General features: G+C 52.5%; 15 protein-coding genes. 1 reads left to right on the top strand and 14 read right to left on the bottom strand.

All coding sequences use genetic code 11. The annotated features are described in order from the left end of the window. Window positions 1-3 precede the first annotated feature (3 nt). From ftsA to mraZ, 14 genes are all read right to left on the bottom strand, one after another. On the bottom strand, window positions 4-1,260 hold the full coding sequence (gene ftsA / locus GZ59_RS18255) for a cell division protein FtsA (RefSeq protein WP_010298002.1): 1,257 nt from the start codon (window positions 1,258-1,260) through the stop codon (window positions 4-6). Beyond that, window positions 1,257-2,141, bottom strand: a complete 885-nt coding sequence (gene ftsQ, locus GZ59_RS18260; RefSeq protein WP_011095312.1) for a cell division protein FtsQ — start codon at window positions 2,139-2,141, stop codon at window positions 1,257-1,259. The genes ftsA and ftsQ overlap by 4 nt, the downstream gene beginning before the upstream one ends. Before the next feature lies 1 nt (window position 2,142). Beyond that, a complete protein-coding gene (locus GZ59_RS18265; RefSeq protein ID WP_011095313.1) occupies window positions 2,143-3,063 on the bottom strand; it encodes a D-alanine--D-alanine ligase in 921 nt (306 codons plus the stop codon). 8 nt (window positions 3,064-3,071) lie between these two features. After that, window positions 3,072-4,532, bottom strand: a complete 1,461-nt coding sequence (gene murC, locus GZ59_RS18270; RefSeq protein WP_011095314.1) for a UDP-N-acetylmuramate--L-alanine ligase — start codon at window positions 4,530-4,532, stop codon at window positions 3,072-3,074. Window positions 4,533-4,594: 62 nt separating this feature from the next. Beyond that, entirely contained in the window at window positions 4,595-5,686 is a 1,092-nt protein-coding gene (gene murG, locus GZ59_RS18275) for an undecaprenyldiphospho-muramoylpentapeptide beta-N-acetylglucosaminyltransferase (protein WP_011095315.1), read from the bottom strand. Then, a complete protein-coding gene (gene ftsW, locus GZ59_RS18280; protein ID WP_011095316.1) occupies window positions 5,683-6,885 on the bottom strand; it encodes a cell division protein FtsW in 1,203 nt (400 codons plus the stop codon). Before ftsW ends, murG begins: the two co-directional genes overlap by 4 nt. Next, complete coding sequence (murD, locus tag GZ59_RS18285; protein WP_011095317.1) at window positions 6,885-8,201, bottom strand: UDP-N-acetylmuramoyl-L-alanine--D-glutamate ligase; 1,317 nt, start codon at window positions 8,199-8,201, stop codon at window positions 6,885-6,887. The genes ftsW and murD overlap by 1 nt, the downstream gene beginning before the upstream one ends. Before the next feature lie 3 nt (window positions 8,202-8,204). Further along, window positions 8,205-9,287 (bottom strand): phospho-N-acetylmuramoyl-pentapeptide-transferase, encoded by a 1,083-nt coding sequence (gene mraY, locus GZ59_RS18290; protein ID WP_010298023.1) that lies wholly within the window; start codon window positions 9,285-9,287, stop codon window positions 8,205-8,207. Next, on the bottom strand, window positions 9,281-10,642 hold the full coding sequence (murF, locus tag GZ59_RS18295; RefSeq protein WP_011095318.1) for a UDP-N-acetylmuramoyl-tripeptide--D-alanyl-D-alanine ligase: 1,362 nt from the start codon (window positions 10,640-10,642) through the stop codon (window positions 9,281-9,283). The genes mraY and murF overlap by 7 nt, the downstream gene beginning before the upstream one ends. Beyond that, window positions 10,639-12,126: a UDP-N-acetylmuramoyl-L-alanyl-D-glutamate--2,6-diaminopimelate ligase gene (murE, locus tag GZ59_RS18300; RefSeq protein WP_011095319.1), complete on the bottom strand. Its 1,488-nt coding sequence runs from the start codon at window positions 12,124-12,126 to the stop codon at window positions 10,639-10,641. Before murE ends, murF begins: the two co-directional genes overlap by 4 nt. Continuing rightward, window positions 12,113-13,876, bottom strand: a complete 1,764-nt coding sequence (locus tag GZ59_RS18305) for a peptidoglycan glycosyltransferase FtsI (RefSeq protein WP_011095320.1) — start codon at window positions 13,874-13,876, stop codon at window positions 12,113-12,115. The genes murE and GZ59_RS18305 overlap by 14 nt, the downstream gene beginning before the upstream one ends. 23 nt (window positions 13,877-13,899) lie before the next feature. Continuing rightward, on the bottom strand, window positions 13,900-14,220 hold the full coding sequence (gene ftsL / locus GZ59_RS18310; protein WP_011095321.1) for a cell division protein FtsL: 321 nt from the start codon (window positions 14,218-14,220) through the stop codon (window positions 13,900-13,902). Next, on the bottom strand, window positions 14,217-15,161 hold the full coding sequence (gene rsmH, locus GZ59_RS18315; RefSeq protein ID WP_011095322.1) for a 16S rRNA (cytosine(1402)-N(4))-methyltransferase RsmH: 945 nt from the start codon (window positions 15,159-15,161) through the stop codon (window positions 14,217-14,219). The genes ftsL and rsmH overlap by 4 nt, the downstream gene beginning before the upstream one ends. 2 nt (window positions 15,162-15,163) lie before the next feature. Next, window positions 15,164-15,622 carry a division/cell wall cluster transcriptional repressor MraZ gene (gene mraZ / locus GZ59_RS18320; protein WP_011095323.1) on the bottom strand — a complete coding sequence of 153 codons (459 nt, stop codon included), beginning with the start codon at window positions 15,620-15,622 and terminating at the stop codon, window positions 15,164-15,166. Between the two features lie 817 nt (window positions 15,623-16,439). On the opposite strand from mraZ, the gene GZ59_RS18325 reads away from it, so the two are divergent. Beyond that, entirely contained in the window at window positions 16,440-16,877 is a 438-nt protein-coding gene (locus GZ59_RS18325) for an L-alanine exporter AlaE (protein WP_011095324.1), read from the top strand. Window positions 16,878-16,897: the final 20 nt, after the last annotated feature.

Here is a 16,897-nt window from a genome sequence, read left to right on the forward strand (position 1 = left end):
AAATTAAAATTCTTTCCTCAACCAGCTGTTGATTCTCTTGAACCAGTTGCTCACTGAGGCACGTTTTTCGACTTCATGCTCACCACCTAGGTGAGATTCTTTTCCGTAATGGAGCAACCCAACCGCCGTTGAGTAATAAGGCTCTTGGGCATAATCCGTCAGCCCTGTTATATTCATTGGTTGTCCAATACGCACCTGTGTGTGGAACACACGCTGCGCACAGGCCGCCAGACCGTCTATTTGCGCGGCACCGCCCGTCAGCACAATCCCTGCCGCCAGATGGTGTTTCACGCCTTGTTGACGCAACTGCTCCTGCAACTGTAAAAGTTCATCGTTCACCAGATTCAACAGCTCGGTGTAACGTGGTTCAATCACTTCCGCCAATGTCTGTCTTTGCAGACTGCGGGGTGGACGTCCTCCAACGCTCGGGACCTCCACATTCTCATCTTTGCCGACGATTGCGCCTAATGCACAACCATGGCGTACCTTGATCGCTTCGGCATCCGTCGGCGGTGTGCCAAACGCATAGGCAATGTCGCTTGTAACTACATTGCCAGCATACGGAATCACTTTAGTGTGTCGCAATGCGCCGCCGGTATAGACCGCGATATCCATTGTACCGCCACCGATATCGACTACACACACACCCAGCTCACGTTCGTCTTCTGTCAGCACCGCATAGCTGGATGCCAGCCCTGCAAAAATCAGTTGGTCGACCTTTAAGCCACAGCGTTCAACAGCTTTGACAATATTCTTAGCCATATCGTTATGGCAGGTTATCAGGTGGACTTTCGCCTGCATGCGCACGCCGGATAAGCCAACCGGGTTTTTAATCCCTTCCTGATAATCGATCGCGTATTCCTGTGGGATCACATGGAGAACTCGGTGCTCATCGCGCACGCGCACAGACTTGGCGGTGTGTACCACGCTTTCTACGTCGTCCTGCGTAACCTCTTCTTCTGAAATAGGCACCATCCCTATTTCATTCTGGCAACTGATGTGTTTTCCCGACAGCGCCAGATACACGGAAGAGATCTGGCAGTCTGCCATCAACTCAGCCTGATCAATAGCGCGCTGAACACATTTAACGACCGATTCCAGATCGTTTACGCCACCTTTATCCATACCGCGTGACGGGCAACTGCCCACGCCAATAATATTGACCATGCCATCGGGCAGAACTTCCCCTACCAGCGCAGCCACTTTTGCTGTACCGATTTCCAGCCCAACTACCAGTTTTCTGTCCGTCGACTTGATCATTGTTGTTTAGCCTGTGCCTGTTTCTGGTTACTGTTCTGTTGCTGATCAATGTCTTGTTGCTGACCAACTCGCTGCCGATCAACGTTTTGTTGATCAAGCAAGGCTGGAGCCCAACCTATCGCGGCCCCGCTGTCGTACCGCAAGTCCACATGGCTGAGACGTTTGTTTTCGCTCTGAGCCTGCCGCTGCAACAGCGGGTACAGCTCGATAAAGCGTTGCAGACGTTTAGCCCTATCATCCCGCCCTAATTCAAGGCGAGTATCATCATCTAATCCTAGCTGCCACGAATGTCGCGCACTCATCGCAACCATCTTTAACGTAAACTTTCCAGCAGCCAGCGTCTGATTCATTGTGCGATAACCTTCCAGCACCTCTGCCTCACTACCTTCCGGGCCATACAGCAGTGGCAGCTTGCGATTACCAATGCGTTCGGCAGGTACACTGAACGAATTTCCTTCCGCATCAACCATTAGCTGATCATTCCAACGCGCAACCGGAACATATTCAACCAGATGAATCTTTAATTCGTCCGGCCACTGCTTACGCACGCTAGCCTGCTTTATCCACGATAGACGCTCGATCTGCTGCTGGATCACATTCACATCTTGTGTCATGAACGTTCCAGGCGACCCCAACGACAAAATTGCCTGACGGATATCGTCGTTGGTGGTGTACTGCCTTTCCCCTGTTACTGCCATGCGGGAGAGCGGCAAGCGGCTGGCATCTTTCATCCACCCCACCACCATCCAGCCTCCCCAGACGATCGTCCCTATCACCATCAGCAGGAAAATTACTCCTGCTAATTGGCCTCCATTACTGCGACGTGTTCCTTTCGTCGGTTCTGGCTCTCGTCCGCGTGTATTCAGCGCTGCCTGCGACATATCAGCCAGCAAGCTCCAGAATTTTCACGACCAATTGCGAGAAAGTCAGGCCACGTTGACGCGCCGCCATAGGAACCAGACTGTGGCTCGTCATCCCCGGAGAGGTATTCACTTCAAGCAGGTAGAAAGCGTCGTCGCTATCCAGCATAAAATCGACACGTCCCCATCCGCTGCAATCTACCGCACGATAAGCCGCCATCGCCAATGCAGCTAACGCTTGCTCTTGCTCGTCTGACAAACCACTCGGACAGAAATACTGCGTATCATCCGATAAATACTTCGCTTCATAATCGTAAAACGTACCCGCGGGTTGAATACGAATAGAAGGCAATACCTCATCACCTAGGATAGCAACCGTATACTCTGGACCGCTCAGCCATTTTTCGACCAGAACATCGTCATCGTGGCGGAATGCTTCTTCCAGTGCGGCAGGCAGGTCGCTAAGCGTATTCACTTTGCTCATACCCACACTGGAACCTTCACGGCTTGGCTTGACGATCAGCGGCAACCCGAGATGGGTGAACTGCGCCAATAACGTATTCGCTTCCGTATCTAAATATTGGCGACGATCCAGCGCCACATAAGGCGACACCGGCAACCCCACCGCTTGCCACACCTGTTTGGTTCGGAGCTTATCCATCGTCAGTGCAGATGCCATGACGCCGCTACCGGTATAAGGCAACCCCAGAAATTCCAGAACACCCTGCAATGTGCCATCTTCACCACCACGACCATGCAAGGCGATAAAAACGTTGGTAAAACCTTCTTCTTTCAACGTCGTCACAGGGAAGTCACGCGTATCAACCGCATGCGCATTGATGCCCGCTTCTTTCAGGCCAGCCAAAACCGCCTGACCGGAAAGTAACGACACTTCACGTTCGGCAGAGGTTCCACCAAGCAATACAGCAACTTTCTCAGTCATGATGTTCCTCATTCGCTTATCTGCGGCTGTAATCTGGAATCAGCCAGTTTACGCGCCAGTTTACCGATATTGCCGGCACCCTGAACCAAGATCAGGTCTTCACCTCGTAGCGCCTGTGACAACAGTTCCGGTAAAGTATCCATATCCGTCACCAGAATCGGATCAATCTTACCTCTTCCGCGAATCGTACGGCACAGCGAACGGCTGTCTGCACCTGGAATCGGCGATTCTCCTGCGGAATACACATCCAGCATCAGCAACACGTCAACCTGTGATAACACGTGCGCAAAATCGTCATACAAATCGCGGGTTCGCGTATAACGATGCGGCTGAAAAATCATGACCAGCCGCTTATCCGGCCACCCAGCACGGGCCGCTTTAATCGTGGCATCGACTTCCGTCGGATGATGACCGTAATCATCCACCAACATCGCTGTACCACTTTGCCCATTCACTAGTTCAAGCGGGTATTCGCCGAGAAAATCAAAACGACGACTGGTGCCCTGAAAACGCTCAAGTGCACGTAGAATTGCTTCGTCATCAATACCTTCATCGGTCGCTACAGCAACCGCTGCCGCCGCGTTGAGCGCATTGTGACGCCCCGGTGCATTCAGCGTGACATTGAGCAACGTTTTGTCTTTTCGCTCCAGCGTAAAGTGCCCTTGCGCGCCTGTCTGGCGATATCCAGCAACGCGCACATCCGCATCATCGCTAAAACCATACGTAGTGATATGGCGGCCAACGCGCGGCAACAGTTCGCGAATAACAGCATCGTCAATACACATCACAGCCTGACCGTAAAACGGCAAATTGTGCAGAAAATTGATGAACGTCTGCTTCAGGTTCTCAAAATCGCCCTGATAAGTGTCCATATGATCGGCTTCAATGTTGGTCACAATCGCCACCATCGGCTGCAAATGCAGGAAAGACGCATCGCTTTCATCGGCTTCTGCAATCAGGTAACGGCTTGATCCCAAACGCGCATGTGTTCCTGCCGCTTTCACTAAGCCGCCGTTCACAAACGTCGGATCCAATCCCGCTTCCGCGTAAATGCTGGTGACCATCGCCGTTGTCGTCGTCTTACCGTGCGTACCCGCGATCGCAATACCGTGACGAAAACGCATCAGTTCTGCCAACATCTCTGCACGACGGATCACCGGAATACGTGCGTCATGTGCGGCGACAATCTCGGGGTTATCCGCAGTAATTGCACTCGACACCACAACCACACTGGCGTTCAGAACATTCTCTGCACGATGGTGGAAATAAATCTGCGCGCCAAGTTTGGTCAACTGCTGCGTCACCGCATTCGGTGCCAGATCGGAACCGCTAATTTCATAACCTTCGTTGGCCAACACTTCGGCGATACCACCCATGCCAGCACCACCGATGCCGACAAAGTGTATGTGCCGGACGCGATGCATCTCGGGCACGATTGAACGTAGTTTCGCCAGTTGTTGAGTATTCACTTTATTCTATCGCTACCTTGTAGCGCCGTCGCACAGCCTTCTGCCCGACAACGTTGTATTAATTAACCATGAGCCACATGTGTGGCCCGACTGCCTGCCGCTGCACTGACTTCCGCCGCAACCCGCTCGGTTGCATCTGGAATCGCCACTGCACGGGCTTTTTGCGCCATTTTCAGCAATGTAGTGCGATCCCAACCGGACAACACCTCGCTGACAGCCGCCACGCTGAACTGTGGCTGCTCAATAATTTTTGCTGCACCGGCCTTTTCCAACGGCAGCGCATTCCAGTACTGCTGCCGATCTTTATGCTGAAACGGCACAAACAGCGCCGGCAACCCGGCTGCCGCAATTTCACTGACGGTCAAAGCACCGGAACGGCACACTACAACGTCAGCCCAAGCGTAGGCTGCAGCCATATCATCAATAAATTCGGTAATCTTGTGCTGCGTCTGCCCAGCATCCTGATAAGCCTGCTGAACGGTTAATAACGCGCCTTTACCGACCTGATGCCAAATCGTAATACGATCGCTCAACTGTGCTGCTACGCCGGGTAGCGTTTGGTTCAGCACTCTTGCGCCCTGACTGCCACCAACAACCAGCACCCTCACAGGGCCTGAGCGATCGGCTAATCGTGTTTCTGGCGCAGGCAGTGCCAACACATCGGTTCTTACCGGGTTACCCACGACATCCGCTTTGGGAAACGCGCCCGGAAATGCCTGCAATACTTTTTTAGCGATATGGGATAACCAGCGATTGGTCAGCCCTGCAATACCATTCTGCTCATGCAGTACAACCGGAATGCCACACAGCCAGGCAGCCAGACCGCCGGGGCCAGAAACGTAACCGCCCATACCCAGCACCACATCAGGCTGGTAACGACGCATAATCGCCCGCGCCTGACGCACTGCCTGAAAAATACGGATCGGAGCACTTAACTGCGCCCGAATGCCTTTACCGCGCAAGCCAGAAATGCGGATAAAATCAATTTCGATACCGTGCTTAGGCACCAAATCGGCTTCCATACGATCCGCCGTACCTAACCAGCGAACCTGCCAGCCCTGCGCCATCAGGTGGTGTGCAACCGCCAGCCCGGGGAAGACATGCCCGCCCGTGCCACCAGCCATCACCATCAAACGCTTGCCTTCGCCACTCATCGGGCACCTCTCGTAAACGCCTGCGCTTTTGTCAGACGCGTTTCAAAATCAATGCGTAACAGCAAAACAATCGCCGTCGACATAATGAGCAAACTGGAACCACCGTAACTGATCAGCGGTAGCGTTAACCCTTTAGTCGGTAGCATTCCCGCCGCTGCGCCAACGTTCACCAGCGTCTGAAAGCTGAACCAAACGCCAATCGAACACGCTAGAAAGCCCGAAAAGCGCTGATTGATCTCCAGCGCCCGCTTTCCGATAGACATCGCGCGAAAAGCGACGAAGAATATCATTAACAACGCCAAAACCACACCGATATACCCCAGTTCCTCACCTAAAATAGAGAAAATGAAATCGGTATGCGCCTCCGGCAAATATTCCAGTTTCTGTACTGAATTCCCTAGACCTTGCCCCCAGAATTCACCACGCCCAAACGCCATCAGAGATTGTGTTAACTGGTAGCCGTCGCCGAACGGATCTTCCCACGGGTTCCAGAAAGACGTCACACGCCGCATACGGTAGGGTTCAGCCACAATCAGCAGGGCAACGGCAAACCCGCCGGAACCAATGATCGCCAGAAACTGCCACATCTTGGCACCAGCCAGAAACAACATTGCTAGCGTCGTAATAAACAGCACGACTACAGTGCCGAGGTCAGGCTGAGCCAGCAACAGCACAGCCAACACCACCATCACGCCCATCGGTTTGCAAAAGCCCCAGAAGTTATTTCGGACTTCTTCAACCTTGCGCACCATGTAACTAGACAGGTAGCAAAACAGCGCCAGCTTGGACAATTCCGCAGGCTGGATGCGCAATGGCCCCAGTGAAATCCAGCGTGATGCACCGTTGACCGAGCTTCCCACTGCAAGTACAACCAGCAGCATGACCATGGCAAGCAATAGCAGCACTGGGCTGTAACGCTGCCATATCTCCATTGGGATGCGCAGGGTGATTAACGACAAGCCAAATGCCAAACCCAAATAAATCGCATCACGCTTCGCAAATAAAAACGGGTCGCTGGCAAGACGCTGCCCAACAGGCATGGAAGCCGACGTTACCATCACAAAACCAATCACAGCCAGTCCAAGCGTCAGCCACACCAGCGTTCTATCGTACAGAACGATGCTGAGCGTATCGCTTTCGCGCGTCCCCATAACCCAGCTCTTGATGCGTTCGATAAACGCCATTCCGGAGAACCGCATTAGCCTAGCTCCTCCGCCAGACGAGCAAACTCATCGCCTCGCTGTTCAAAACTGCGAAACTGATCCAAGCTAGCGCAAGCCGGCGACAGCAACACCATATCGCCCGGCCTTATACGTTCAGCAATAACGCGCATCGCCTGTTCCATCGTTTCTGTCTGCTCGGCAATTTCTGGGCGTAACGCTGCCAACTGTTGCCCGTCACGACCAAAGCAATACAAACGAATGCGCTCACCCTGTAAATACGGCACCAATGGCGAGAAATCAGCAGATTTCCCGTCACCACCTAATAGCAGATGCAAAGTGCCGTCTACAGCCAAACCGCTCAATGCGGCTTCGGTGCTGCCTACATTGGTGGCTTTGGAATCATTGATCCACCGCACGCCATTGCGCTCAAAGGCCATTTGAAAACGGTGCGGCAGCCCGGTAAATGACGTCAACGCCGTCAGCGCAGACGCGCGTGGAATCTTCACAGCATCAGCCAGCGCCAGCGCCGCCAATGCGTTCGTATAATTGTGCTGCCCGACAAGCTTGATTTCACGGGTGTTGAGCACACGTTCACCGTCCACCCGCAGCCAGGTTTCGCCCTGCTGGCGGTTAAGGTGATAATCGCCAACATCAACGCCAAAACTGCGGCAGCGCGCATCCGCCCCGCGAACCGGCATGGTCAGCGCATCGTCAGCATTCACAACACACAAATCTGCGTGTTCATAAATATGCAATTTCGCCGCCCGATACTGCTGTAAACCAAACGGGTAACGGTTAGTGTGATCTTCCGTCACGTTCAGAATCGTTGCCGCAGCAGCGTGCAGGCTAGTCGTCGTTTCCAGTTGGAAGCTCGACAACTCTAGTACATACAGCTGAGCGGGATGTTCCAGCAATTGCAGCGCAGGTAGGCCAATATTGCCACCGACGCCAACCTGCCAGCCTGCGGCACGCGCCATTTCACCGACCAGTGTCGTCACCGTGCTTTTACCGTTAGATCCGGTAATCGCCACAATCGGTGCCTGCGCTTCACGGCAGAACAGTTCGATATCACCAACAATTTCAATGCCAGCGTCAGCGGCGTCACACAGAATCGGCGTCGCCAACGCAACACCGGGGCTGGCGACGATCAAATCCGCGCTCATCAGCCAGTCTTCATTCAGGCTACCGAGATGTCGTTCTACCTGCTCCGGCAGCTTATCCAGACCCGGTGGACTGATACGGGTATCCACCACGCGCGGTACGACACCACGCGCGAGAAAGAAATCAACACAGGAGAGCCCGGTCAGACCCAACCCGATAATGACGACTTTTTTACCCTGATAGTCCACCATGTCTTATCGTACCTTCAGCGTTGCCAGGCCAATCAGCACCAGCATCAACGAAATAATCCAGAAGCGCACAATTACGCGCGGTTCCGGCCAGCCCTTAAGTTCATAATGATGATGAATTGGCGCCATGCGGAAAATCCGCTGCCCGCGCAACTTAAAGGACCCAACCTGCAGAATCACCGACAGCGTTTCGACCACGAACACACCGCCCATAATCACTAACAAAAACTCCTGACGCAGCAAGACCGCAATCGTCCCCAGCGCGCCGCCCAACGCCAGTGAACCAACGTCACCCATGAACACCTGCGCCGGATAGGTGTTAAACCACAGGAATCCAAGCCCCGCGCCAACAATTGCAGTACAGACGATCACCAACTCACTGGCATGACGGATATATGGAATATGCAGATAACCGGCAAAATTCATGTTCCCTGTTGCCCATGCCACCAGCGCAAAACCAGCAGCAACAAACACGGTCGGCATGATTGCCAAGCCATCCAGACCATCGGTCAGGTTTACGGCATTACTGGTGCCGACAATGACAAAGTAGGCCAGCGCAACATAGAGCAGACCCAATTGCGGCATCACATCTTTGAAAAACGGCACGACAAGCTGTGTGGCTGGCGTATCTTTACCGATGGAATACATGGTGAAGGCCACCACTAACGCAATCACTGACTGCCAGAAATATTTCCAGCGGGCAATCAACCCCTTGGTATCCTTGCGGACCACTTTGCGGTAATCATCAACAAAACCGACCGCGCCATAGCCTGCTAGCACGAGAAGTACGCACCAGACATATGGATTAGACAGATTCGCCCACATCAAAACGGAAACGATAATCGCCACCAAGATCATCACGCCCCCCATCGTCGGGGTACCGCGCTTGCTGAAATGTGATTCTGGCCCTTCGTTACGCACAACCTGCCCAATCTGCAAACGTTGCAGCCAGGCGATCATATGCGGTCCCATCCATAAGGAAATAACCAATGCGGTCAGCAGGCTGACAATGGCGCGGAACGTCAAATAAGAAAAGACGTTAAAACCGGTATAAAGTTTGGCCAAATGTTCGGCCAGCCATACTAACATTGCGCATTCTCCTGTAATGCATGTACAACCTGCTCCATCGCAGCACTGCGTGAGCCTTTAACCAATACGCTGATGACGTTATGTTCTGACATCAGCACCTTCAAACGTGAAACCAGCGCGGCTTTATCCTGAAAATGTTCACCATTGCCGCTGGCAGTGCCGATCAATTCACTCAACGTTCCCACACTCAATACGCGATCGATGCCCGCAACACGCGCCGCTTCGCCCACTTGACGATGACACTCAGGGGCTTCATCCCCCAGTTCACCCATATCACCGACGACCATCACGCGGTAGCCTGGCATTTCCGCCAGTACCTGTGCGGCAGCCGTCATCGAACCCACATTAGCGTTGTAGCTGTCATCCAACAGCAGCTTGCCTTCAGACAAAGCAATCGGAAACAGCCGCCCCGGCACTGCCTGAAGCTGGGATAATCCAGATTTAACGGCTTCCAACGTCGCCCCAACGGACATTGCCAGTGCAGTCGCCGCCAGTGCGTTCGACACATTATGCCGGCCGGGTAAAGGGAGCAGAACCTGCGTTTCACCAAATGGCGTGTGCAGCGTGAAATGCGTACCTTGCGCCAACACGTCTACGTCGCTGGCAAAAAAGTCGATGTCGCAAGCGGCCTGCGGCGAGAAACGCCAGACAGTTTTATGATTCAGCATGACCTGCCAGTGCGGGAAATCGTTACTGTCCGCATTCACGATCGCTACGCCGTCTACTGGCAAACCAGAAAAAATCTCACCTTTTGCCTGCGCTACACCAGCCAGTGAACCAAAACCCTCCAGATGCGCAGCGGCCAGATTGTTGACCAGCGCGCTTTCCGGACGCACCAGATCGGTGGTATAGGCAATCTCACCAATGTGATTCGCCCCCAGTTCAATGACCGCAAACTGGTGTTCCGCCGTCAAACGCAGCAGCGTTAACGGTACACCGATGTCGTTGTTAAAGTTACCGGCGGTATACAGCACGGAACCACACTGGCGAAGAATCGCCGCCGTCATCTCTTTAACCGAGGTTTTTCCGGAAGAGCCTGTCAGTGCAACAACGCGCGCCGTTGACTGCTGACGAACCCAGGCCGCCAATTGTCCCAACGCCAAACGCGTATCGCTCACCAGCAGTTGTGGTTCATCAACAAGTAAGCGCTTACTGACTAACAGAGCCGCCGCGCCGCCTTTTACCGCATCAGCGGCGTAATCATGCGCATCAAATTTTTCGCCTTTCAGCGCGACAAATAAGCAGCCGGATGACAACTTACGCGTATCGGTTGAAACGTCTTCAATATCGATGTTTTCACCAATCAACTGCGCATTGAGCACCGTGGCGAGTTGCTGCAAGGAAACGCGAATCATGCGATCACCCCCAGCAGACGAGCAACGGTGATACGATCCGAATAATCAAGACGCTGATTGCCAACCAGTTGGTAATCTTCGTGTCCTTTGCCCGCAACCAGCACAACGTCATTTTCCTGAGCCTGCATAATCGCACTGGTGACCGCTTCGGCACGTCCGTGAATCACCTGAACCCGTCCGGCATCCAGCAGCCCAGAGAGAATATCGGCAACGATCGCCTGAGGTTCTTCACTACGCGGGTTATCATCAGTCACTACAACGCGATCGGCCAGCTGTTCTGCGATGCCACCCATAAGTGGGCGCTTACCTTTATCGCGATCGCCACCGCAGCCAAACACACACCAGAGTTTGCCCTGACAGTGCAGACGTGCCGCTTCAAGCGCTTTTTCCAGCGCATCTGGTGTGTGAGCGTAATCAACCACAACCGTTGGTTTTCCTTCAGCGTGGAAAACTTCCATACGACCGCACACGGGCTGCAGTTGAGATCCCGCGATAACCAACTTGTCGAGCGGGTAGCCAAGAGACAGCAGCGTCGCCAGCGCCAGCAGCATATTGCTGACGTTAAACGCGCCCATCAGGCGGCTTTCAATTTCGCCCTGTCCCCAGCTTGAATCAAACGCAATCGTGGCGCCGTTGTCGTGATAATCAATCTGTGTCGCTTTCAACCAGCGCCCACGGCAGCCGGGAACTAAATTGTTTTCCATCGTCACAGCAACAGCATCAGGCAGCTTTGCTAACCAACGTAGCCCGACCTCATCATCAGCATTGATAATCATCTGCCCAACGCGATGCTCGGCAAACAGCAACCATTTGGCCGCTTCATAGCTTTCCATATCACCGTGGTAATCAAGATGGTCACGGCTCAGGTTGGTGAACACTGCCGCCGTAAATGGCAACGCAGCCACGCGGTTTTGTACCAGCCCGTGGGAGGACACTTCCATTGCGGCAAACGTCGCACCTTGTTCTACTAACTGGCTTAAAACCTGCTGAACATCGACGGCGGAACCCGTCGTATTTTCTGTTGGAATAGCCCGACCCAATAGGCCATTGCCTACCGTGCCCATCACTGCACTCATTTCGCCTAATGCCTGGCTCCACTGCGCCAGAAGCTGAGTCGTCGTCGTTTTCCCGTTGGTTCCCGTTACCCCAATCAGCTGTAATTTTTCCGCAGGCTGCTGATAGAAACGGCCTGCCAGTGCGGAAAGCCGCTGATTCAGACTACTGAGATACACCACTGGCACACCGTGCATTTCGCGAACGGTACCATCAGCGGCCTCACCGTCTGCCTCAGCAACAATCGCTGCTACGCCTTGCGCAATTGCCTGCGGAATATAGCGCCGTCCATCTGCTTTGTGCCCAACAATTGCGACAAACAGATCCCCGGCAGCCGCGACGCGGCTGTCTAATATCATTTCCCGCAGCGCGCACGCCGGGGCGTCTTGCACCCACGGCGCAAGTAAATCGCGCAAATTACGATCTGCCACGTGATCCCTCTTCTCTATTAATTACAAACTCGTTTTTGTCGCCCGTCGGCAACGCATCCGGTTCAATATTCATCGTACGCAGAACGCCGCCCATAATGGCGCCAAAGATTGGCGCAGAAACCGCGCCGCCGTAGTACTTTCCTGCCTGCGGATCGTTGATCACAACAACGAGAGCAAAGCGTGGATTACTGGCTGGCGCCACGCCCGCCGTATAGGCAATGTATTTGTTGATGTATTTGCCATCCGGTCCAACTTTCTTGGCCGTACCGGTTTTAATCGCGATACGGTAACCTTTGATGGCCGCTTTAGTACCGCCGCCGCCGGGCAGCGCAACGCTTTCCATCATGTGCACCACGGAACGTACCAGCGCTTCCGAGAAGACACGCTCGCCTGGAACGGGTGGATCGACTCTGGTAATCGACAGCGGACGGTAAATACCGAAACTGCCGATCGTGGCATAGACTCGCGCTAACTGTAACGGTGTTACCATCAGCCCGTAGCCGAAAGAAAAGGTGGCCCTCTCTATGTCAGACCACCGTTGTTTTTGAGGGTATAAGCCACTGCTTTCTCCAACCAACCCCAAATTGGTCGCTTTTCCTAATCCAAAGCGCGCGTAAGTATCTACAAGCGCAGAGGAAGGCATCGCTAACGCCAGCTTAGATACGCCAACGTTACTCGACTTCTGAAGCACACCCGTCAGCGTTAATTCACTGTAACGCGCTACGTCTTTGATTTCATGACCATTGACGTAATACGGCAGGGTGCTTAGGACACTATTTTCTTTCACCACCCCGCGCTGCAGCGCCGTCATCACCACCATCGGTTTAACGGTAGAGCCGGGTTCGAAAATGTCGGTAATCGCGCGGTTACGCATAATGTCTTGCGGCGTACCCGACAGATTGTTCGGGTTATAAGACGGGCTATTCGCCATTGCCAACACTTCGCCAGTATTCACATCAACCAGTACGGCCGTTCCTGACTCAGCTTTGTTAAACGCAACAGCGTTATTGAGTTCGCGGTAAACCAGCGCCTGTAAACGCTCATCAATACTGAGCGCTAGATTATGTGCAGCCTGGCTGTCAACGGAGGAGATATCTTCAATCACGCGGCCAAACCGGTCTTTACGCACGGTTCGTTCACCGGGTTGCCCAGTCAGCCAGCGGTCAAAACTTTTCTCTACCCCTTCGATACCTTGCCCATCGATATTGGTGAAGCCGATGAGGTGAGAGGTCACTTGTCCAGAAGGATAATACCGGCGGGACTCCTGCCGTAGATTAATGCCCGGCAATTTCAGCTTATGGATGTATTCGCCAATAGCGGGGTTCACCTGACGCGCCAGATAAACAAAGCGCCCTTTAGGATTAGCATTGATCTTGGTTGACAGCTGATCTAACGGGATATCAAGCGCATCGGAAAGTGCTTTCCAGCGTGTATCCAGCGTAATGCCACCACGCTCGTTGACTTCTTTCGGATCAGCCCAGACGGCATTCACCGGCACGCTGACGGCCAAAGGACGGCCAGCGCGATCGCTTATCATACCGCGCGCCGTTGGCACTTCCTGCACTCGCAGGGAACGCATATCCCCTTCGCGCACCAGTTTGTCTGGGTTGATGACCTGAAGATAAGCTGCGCGAGCCATTAAGCCAGCCATCGCAAACAGGATACAGCCGCAAAGCAACGCAAAACGCCAGCTAACAAAGCTGGCTTGATCTTCCTGGCGCTTTAACTTTCCTGTACGTGCTGCTTTCATACTTAGCTGGCTGCCTATTTAGTTCATTGTTTAACCACAATATTTTCCTGTGACGGATCAACATGCCCCATTTGCAGTTTTTCCGTCGCGATCCGCTCAACGCGGCTATGATCCCCTAGTGAGTTCTCCTCCAGGATCAGATTTCGCCATTCAATATCCAACGCATCACGCTCCAGCAGAAGCTGTTCGCGTTCTGCTGTTAGCAAGCGCGTGCGGTGCGCCGTCGTTACCACAAAGACCGCAGAAATCAGCACGGCAACCATCAGCAACACCGGGAGCTTTGCATTACGCAGCAGATCCTCACCGATGACACCGACCAGAGTATGCCGCTCGTTACCGATCATGCAGGCAGTCTCTCAGCGAACCTAAGCACGGAACTGCGCGCGCGTGGGTTTTCTGCCACTTCCGCTTCCGAAGGCATCAGTTTCTTTCCAACAGGTTTTAACGTCTGTCCGCCCTGGCTGCGCAACTGCTCTTCCGTTAACGGCAAGCCAGCTGGTACCTGTGGCCCACGGCTTTGATGGCGAATAAACCGTTTTACAATCCGATCTTCTAACGAATGGAAGCTGATCACCGACAAACGCCCCTGCGGAGCCAGTACGCTCAGTGCGCCTTCTAACGCACGCTCGATCTCTTCTAATTCGCTATTGATATAAATGCGAATTGCCTGAAAACTGCGCGTTGCCGGATGCTTATGTTTTTCCCGAATCGGACTGGCGGCAGCGATCAACGAGGCCAGCTCTTTTGTCCGCGTCATCGGCTCAGTACGATTACGTTCTACAATCGCGCGGGCAATTCGCTTGGCAAAGCGCTCTTCACCGAACGTTTTCAAGACCCAGACAATGTCGTCAGCTTCCGCTTTCATCAACCATTCAGCAGCGGACGAACCCCGTGTCGGATCCATACGCATATCCAGCGGGCCATCACGCATAAATGAGAACCCACGCTCAGGGTCATCAAGCTGCGGGGAGGAAACGCCAAGATCGAGCAGAACGCCATCGATTTGCCCAGTAAGCCCGAGTTCCGCGACATAATCCGCCATGGCGGAAAACGGCCCGTGAATAATAGAGAAACGTGAATCGTCAATTGCCTTAGCGGCTTCAATAGCCTGAGGATCGCGATCGATAGCTAACAGACGCCCTTCCGGCCCCAGTTGGGAAAGAATCAGACGAGAGTGACCACCACGGCCAAATGTACCGTCGATGTATATGCCGCCGCTGCGAATATTCAGGCCATTTACTGCCTCATCCAACAGGACGGTGGTATGTTTATAATTTTCCAGCATGACTATAGCGATAGGTCCTGCAACCGCTCAGATAAGGGTTCCTGAGTCGATTGTTCAGCGTCAATATCATCCTTGACCTGTTGATACCAAGTCTGTTCATCCCACAGTTCAAACTTGTTGAACTGTCCGACTAGCATCACTTCTTTTTTAAGGTCCGCATGCTGCCTTAACGTATTCGCAATCAACAAACGTCCCGCACTATCCATTTGACACTCGCTAGCATGCCCCAACAACAAACGCTGAACGCGACGTTCAGCGGGGTTCATGCTCGACAAACGAGACAGCTTTTGTTCAATAATTTCCCATTCAGGTAAGGGATAAAGCAGCAGGCATGGCTGATGCAGGTCAATGGTGCAAACCATTTGACCTTGCGATTCCCCGTACAGCATTTCCCGGTATCGGGTAGGCACGGCAAGGCGCCCTTTACTGTCGAGGTTAACCAGCGTAGCCCCACGAAACATACCTGAGTTACCCCTCCATAACCTTTTTCACCACTTTACCCCACAAAATCCCACTATTAAGAGTGTACGGAGGGTATGAAAACCTTGTCAAGCCAGAGCGGACGCGCTTTGGGATTATTCCTGAATGAATTGGGGCCGATATAGAGGTAAAAAGAATAAGGAGTCAGAATTAATAAAGATTAACGTCATGATAATTTGAGAGAAATTCATAGCAAAACGGGATCATTGCAAACATATAGCGACCAACTCCAGTATCTCGATTATTTTTATTGTCACATGCTGATACTAAAGATAAAGGTTTTCAGAATAGTCTCACCAGACCAAACACCTTGAATACCAAGGATTGCCGAGCCTGCAAAATCCTACTGCGCCGGTTAACAGTTGCTCAATGTCACATTTTTAACATCAACATCATCGATTTTGTATTAATCAGCCAATTTACTTTAGGTTAAGCACTCTCACCGACGGATCGGGCTTCCTGAAAAGAAAAGCAGGCTCAGAAAACATGCCGAATAAATTGTGCATCCCACATTTCCAGAGAAGCATTAAATCTTCGAAGAAACGCCACGCGTCCTAAAAAACTCAACTGATTGTTTTTAAAAACTTTAAATTCTTTGCCGCGATAAAAAAACGAGAAATTTGCCGGATAGAAATAAAGTAGCGAAAAAGTATAAAAAACGCTCACAAATAAATATATTTACCTAGTATCAAGCCAATCATTCAGTGATGTAAACTACGCAAATAAAATAAGGCATGACAAAAAACCACATAATTCAGCCTAACCAGTTTATCCGCCCTAAGAATGGAGCAGCCAGGTATGTTTTCCCCGACGTCACGATTGCGAAGCGCCACCGCTGATACCTTTGCGCTCGTTGTCTACTGTTTCATCATCGGTATGGCGATTGAAATCATGCTTTCCGGGATGAGCTTTGAGCAGTCACTGTCTTCACGTCTGCTGTCTATCCCCGTCAATATTGCTATTGCCTGGCCATACGGACTTTATCGCGATCGCGTGTTGAATGTTGCCAAACGCCACGGTGGTGACCATTTCTTCGTGCGCAGCGTTGCCGATCTGTTTGCGTATGTCAGTTTTCAATCCCCTGTTTATGCTGCGATTCTCTGGGTTATCGGGGCAAGTCCTGCACAAATCCTGACCGCAGTCACCAGCAACCTGGTGATATCAATGGTGATGGGCGTAACGTATGGCTATTTTCTGGAATATTGCCGTCGGCTATTTCGAGTCGCATTGCCATAACAATGAATTGAGATCGGATA

The sequence above is a fragment of the Pectobacterium atrosepticum genome (assembly GCF_000740965.1).
Lineage (GTDB): Bacteria > Pseudomonadota > Gammaproteobacteria > Enterobacterales > Enterobacteriaceae > Pectobacterium > Pectobacterium atrosepticum.

Coding starts and splice junctions, on each gene's coding strand:
- murF (WP_011095318.1), bottom strand. CDS start 10,642: ATGATTCGCGTTTCCTTGCAGCAACTCGCCACGGTGCTCAATGCGCAG.
- ftsQ (WP_011095312.1), bottom strand. CDS start 2,141: ATGTCGCAGGCAGCGCTGAATACACGCGGACGAGAGCCAGAACCGACG.
- GZ59_RS18265 (WP_011095313.1), bottom strand. CDS start 3,063: ATGACTGAGAAAGTTGCTGTATTGCTTGGTGGAACCTCTGCCGAACGT.
- mraZ (WP_011095323.1), bottom strand. CDS start 15,622: ATGTTTCGTGGGGCTACGCTGGTTAACCTCGACAGTAAAGGGCGCCTT.
- ftsA (WP_010298002.1), bottom strand. CDS start 1,260: ATGATCAAGTCGACGGACAGAAAACTGGTAGTTGGGCTGGAAATCGGT.
- ftsW (WP_011095316.1), bottom strand. CDS start 6,885: ATGCGGTTCTCCGGAATGGCGTTTATCGAACGCATCAAGAGCTGGGTT.
- murG (WP_011095315.1), bottom strand. CDS start 5,686: ATGAGTGGCGAAGGCAAGCGTTTGATGGTGATGGCTGGTGGCACGGGC.
- murD (WP_011095317.1), bottom strand. CDS start 8,201: ATGGTGGACTATCAGGGTAAAAAAGTCGTCATTATCGGGTTGGGTCTG.
- mraY (WP_010298023.1), bottom strand. CDS start 9,287: ATGTTAGTATGGCTGGCCGAACATTTGGCCAAACTTTATACCGGTTTT.
- GZ59_RS18305 (WP_011095320.1), bottom strand. CDS start 13,876: ATGAAAGCAGCACGTACAGGAAAGTTAAAGCGCCAGGAAGATCAAGCC.
- GZ59_RS18325 (WP_011095324.1), top strand. CDS start 16,440: ATGTTTTCCCCGACGTCACGATTGCGAAGCGCCACCGCTGATACCTTT.
- rsmH (WP_011095322.1), bottom strand. CDS start 15,161: ATGCTGGAAAATTATAAACATACCACCGTCCTGTTGGATGAGGCAGTA.
- ftsL (WP_011095321.1), bottom strand. CDS start 14,220: ATGATCGGTAACGAGCGGCATACTCTGGTCGGTGTCATCGGTGAGGAT.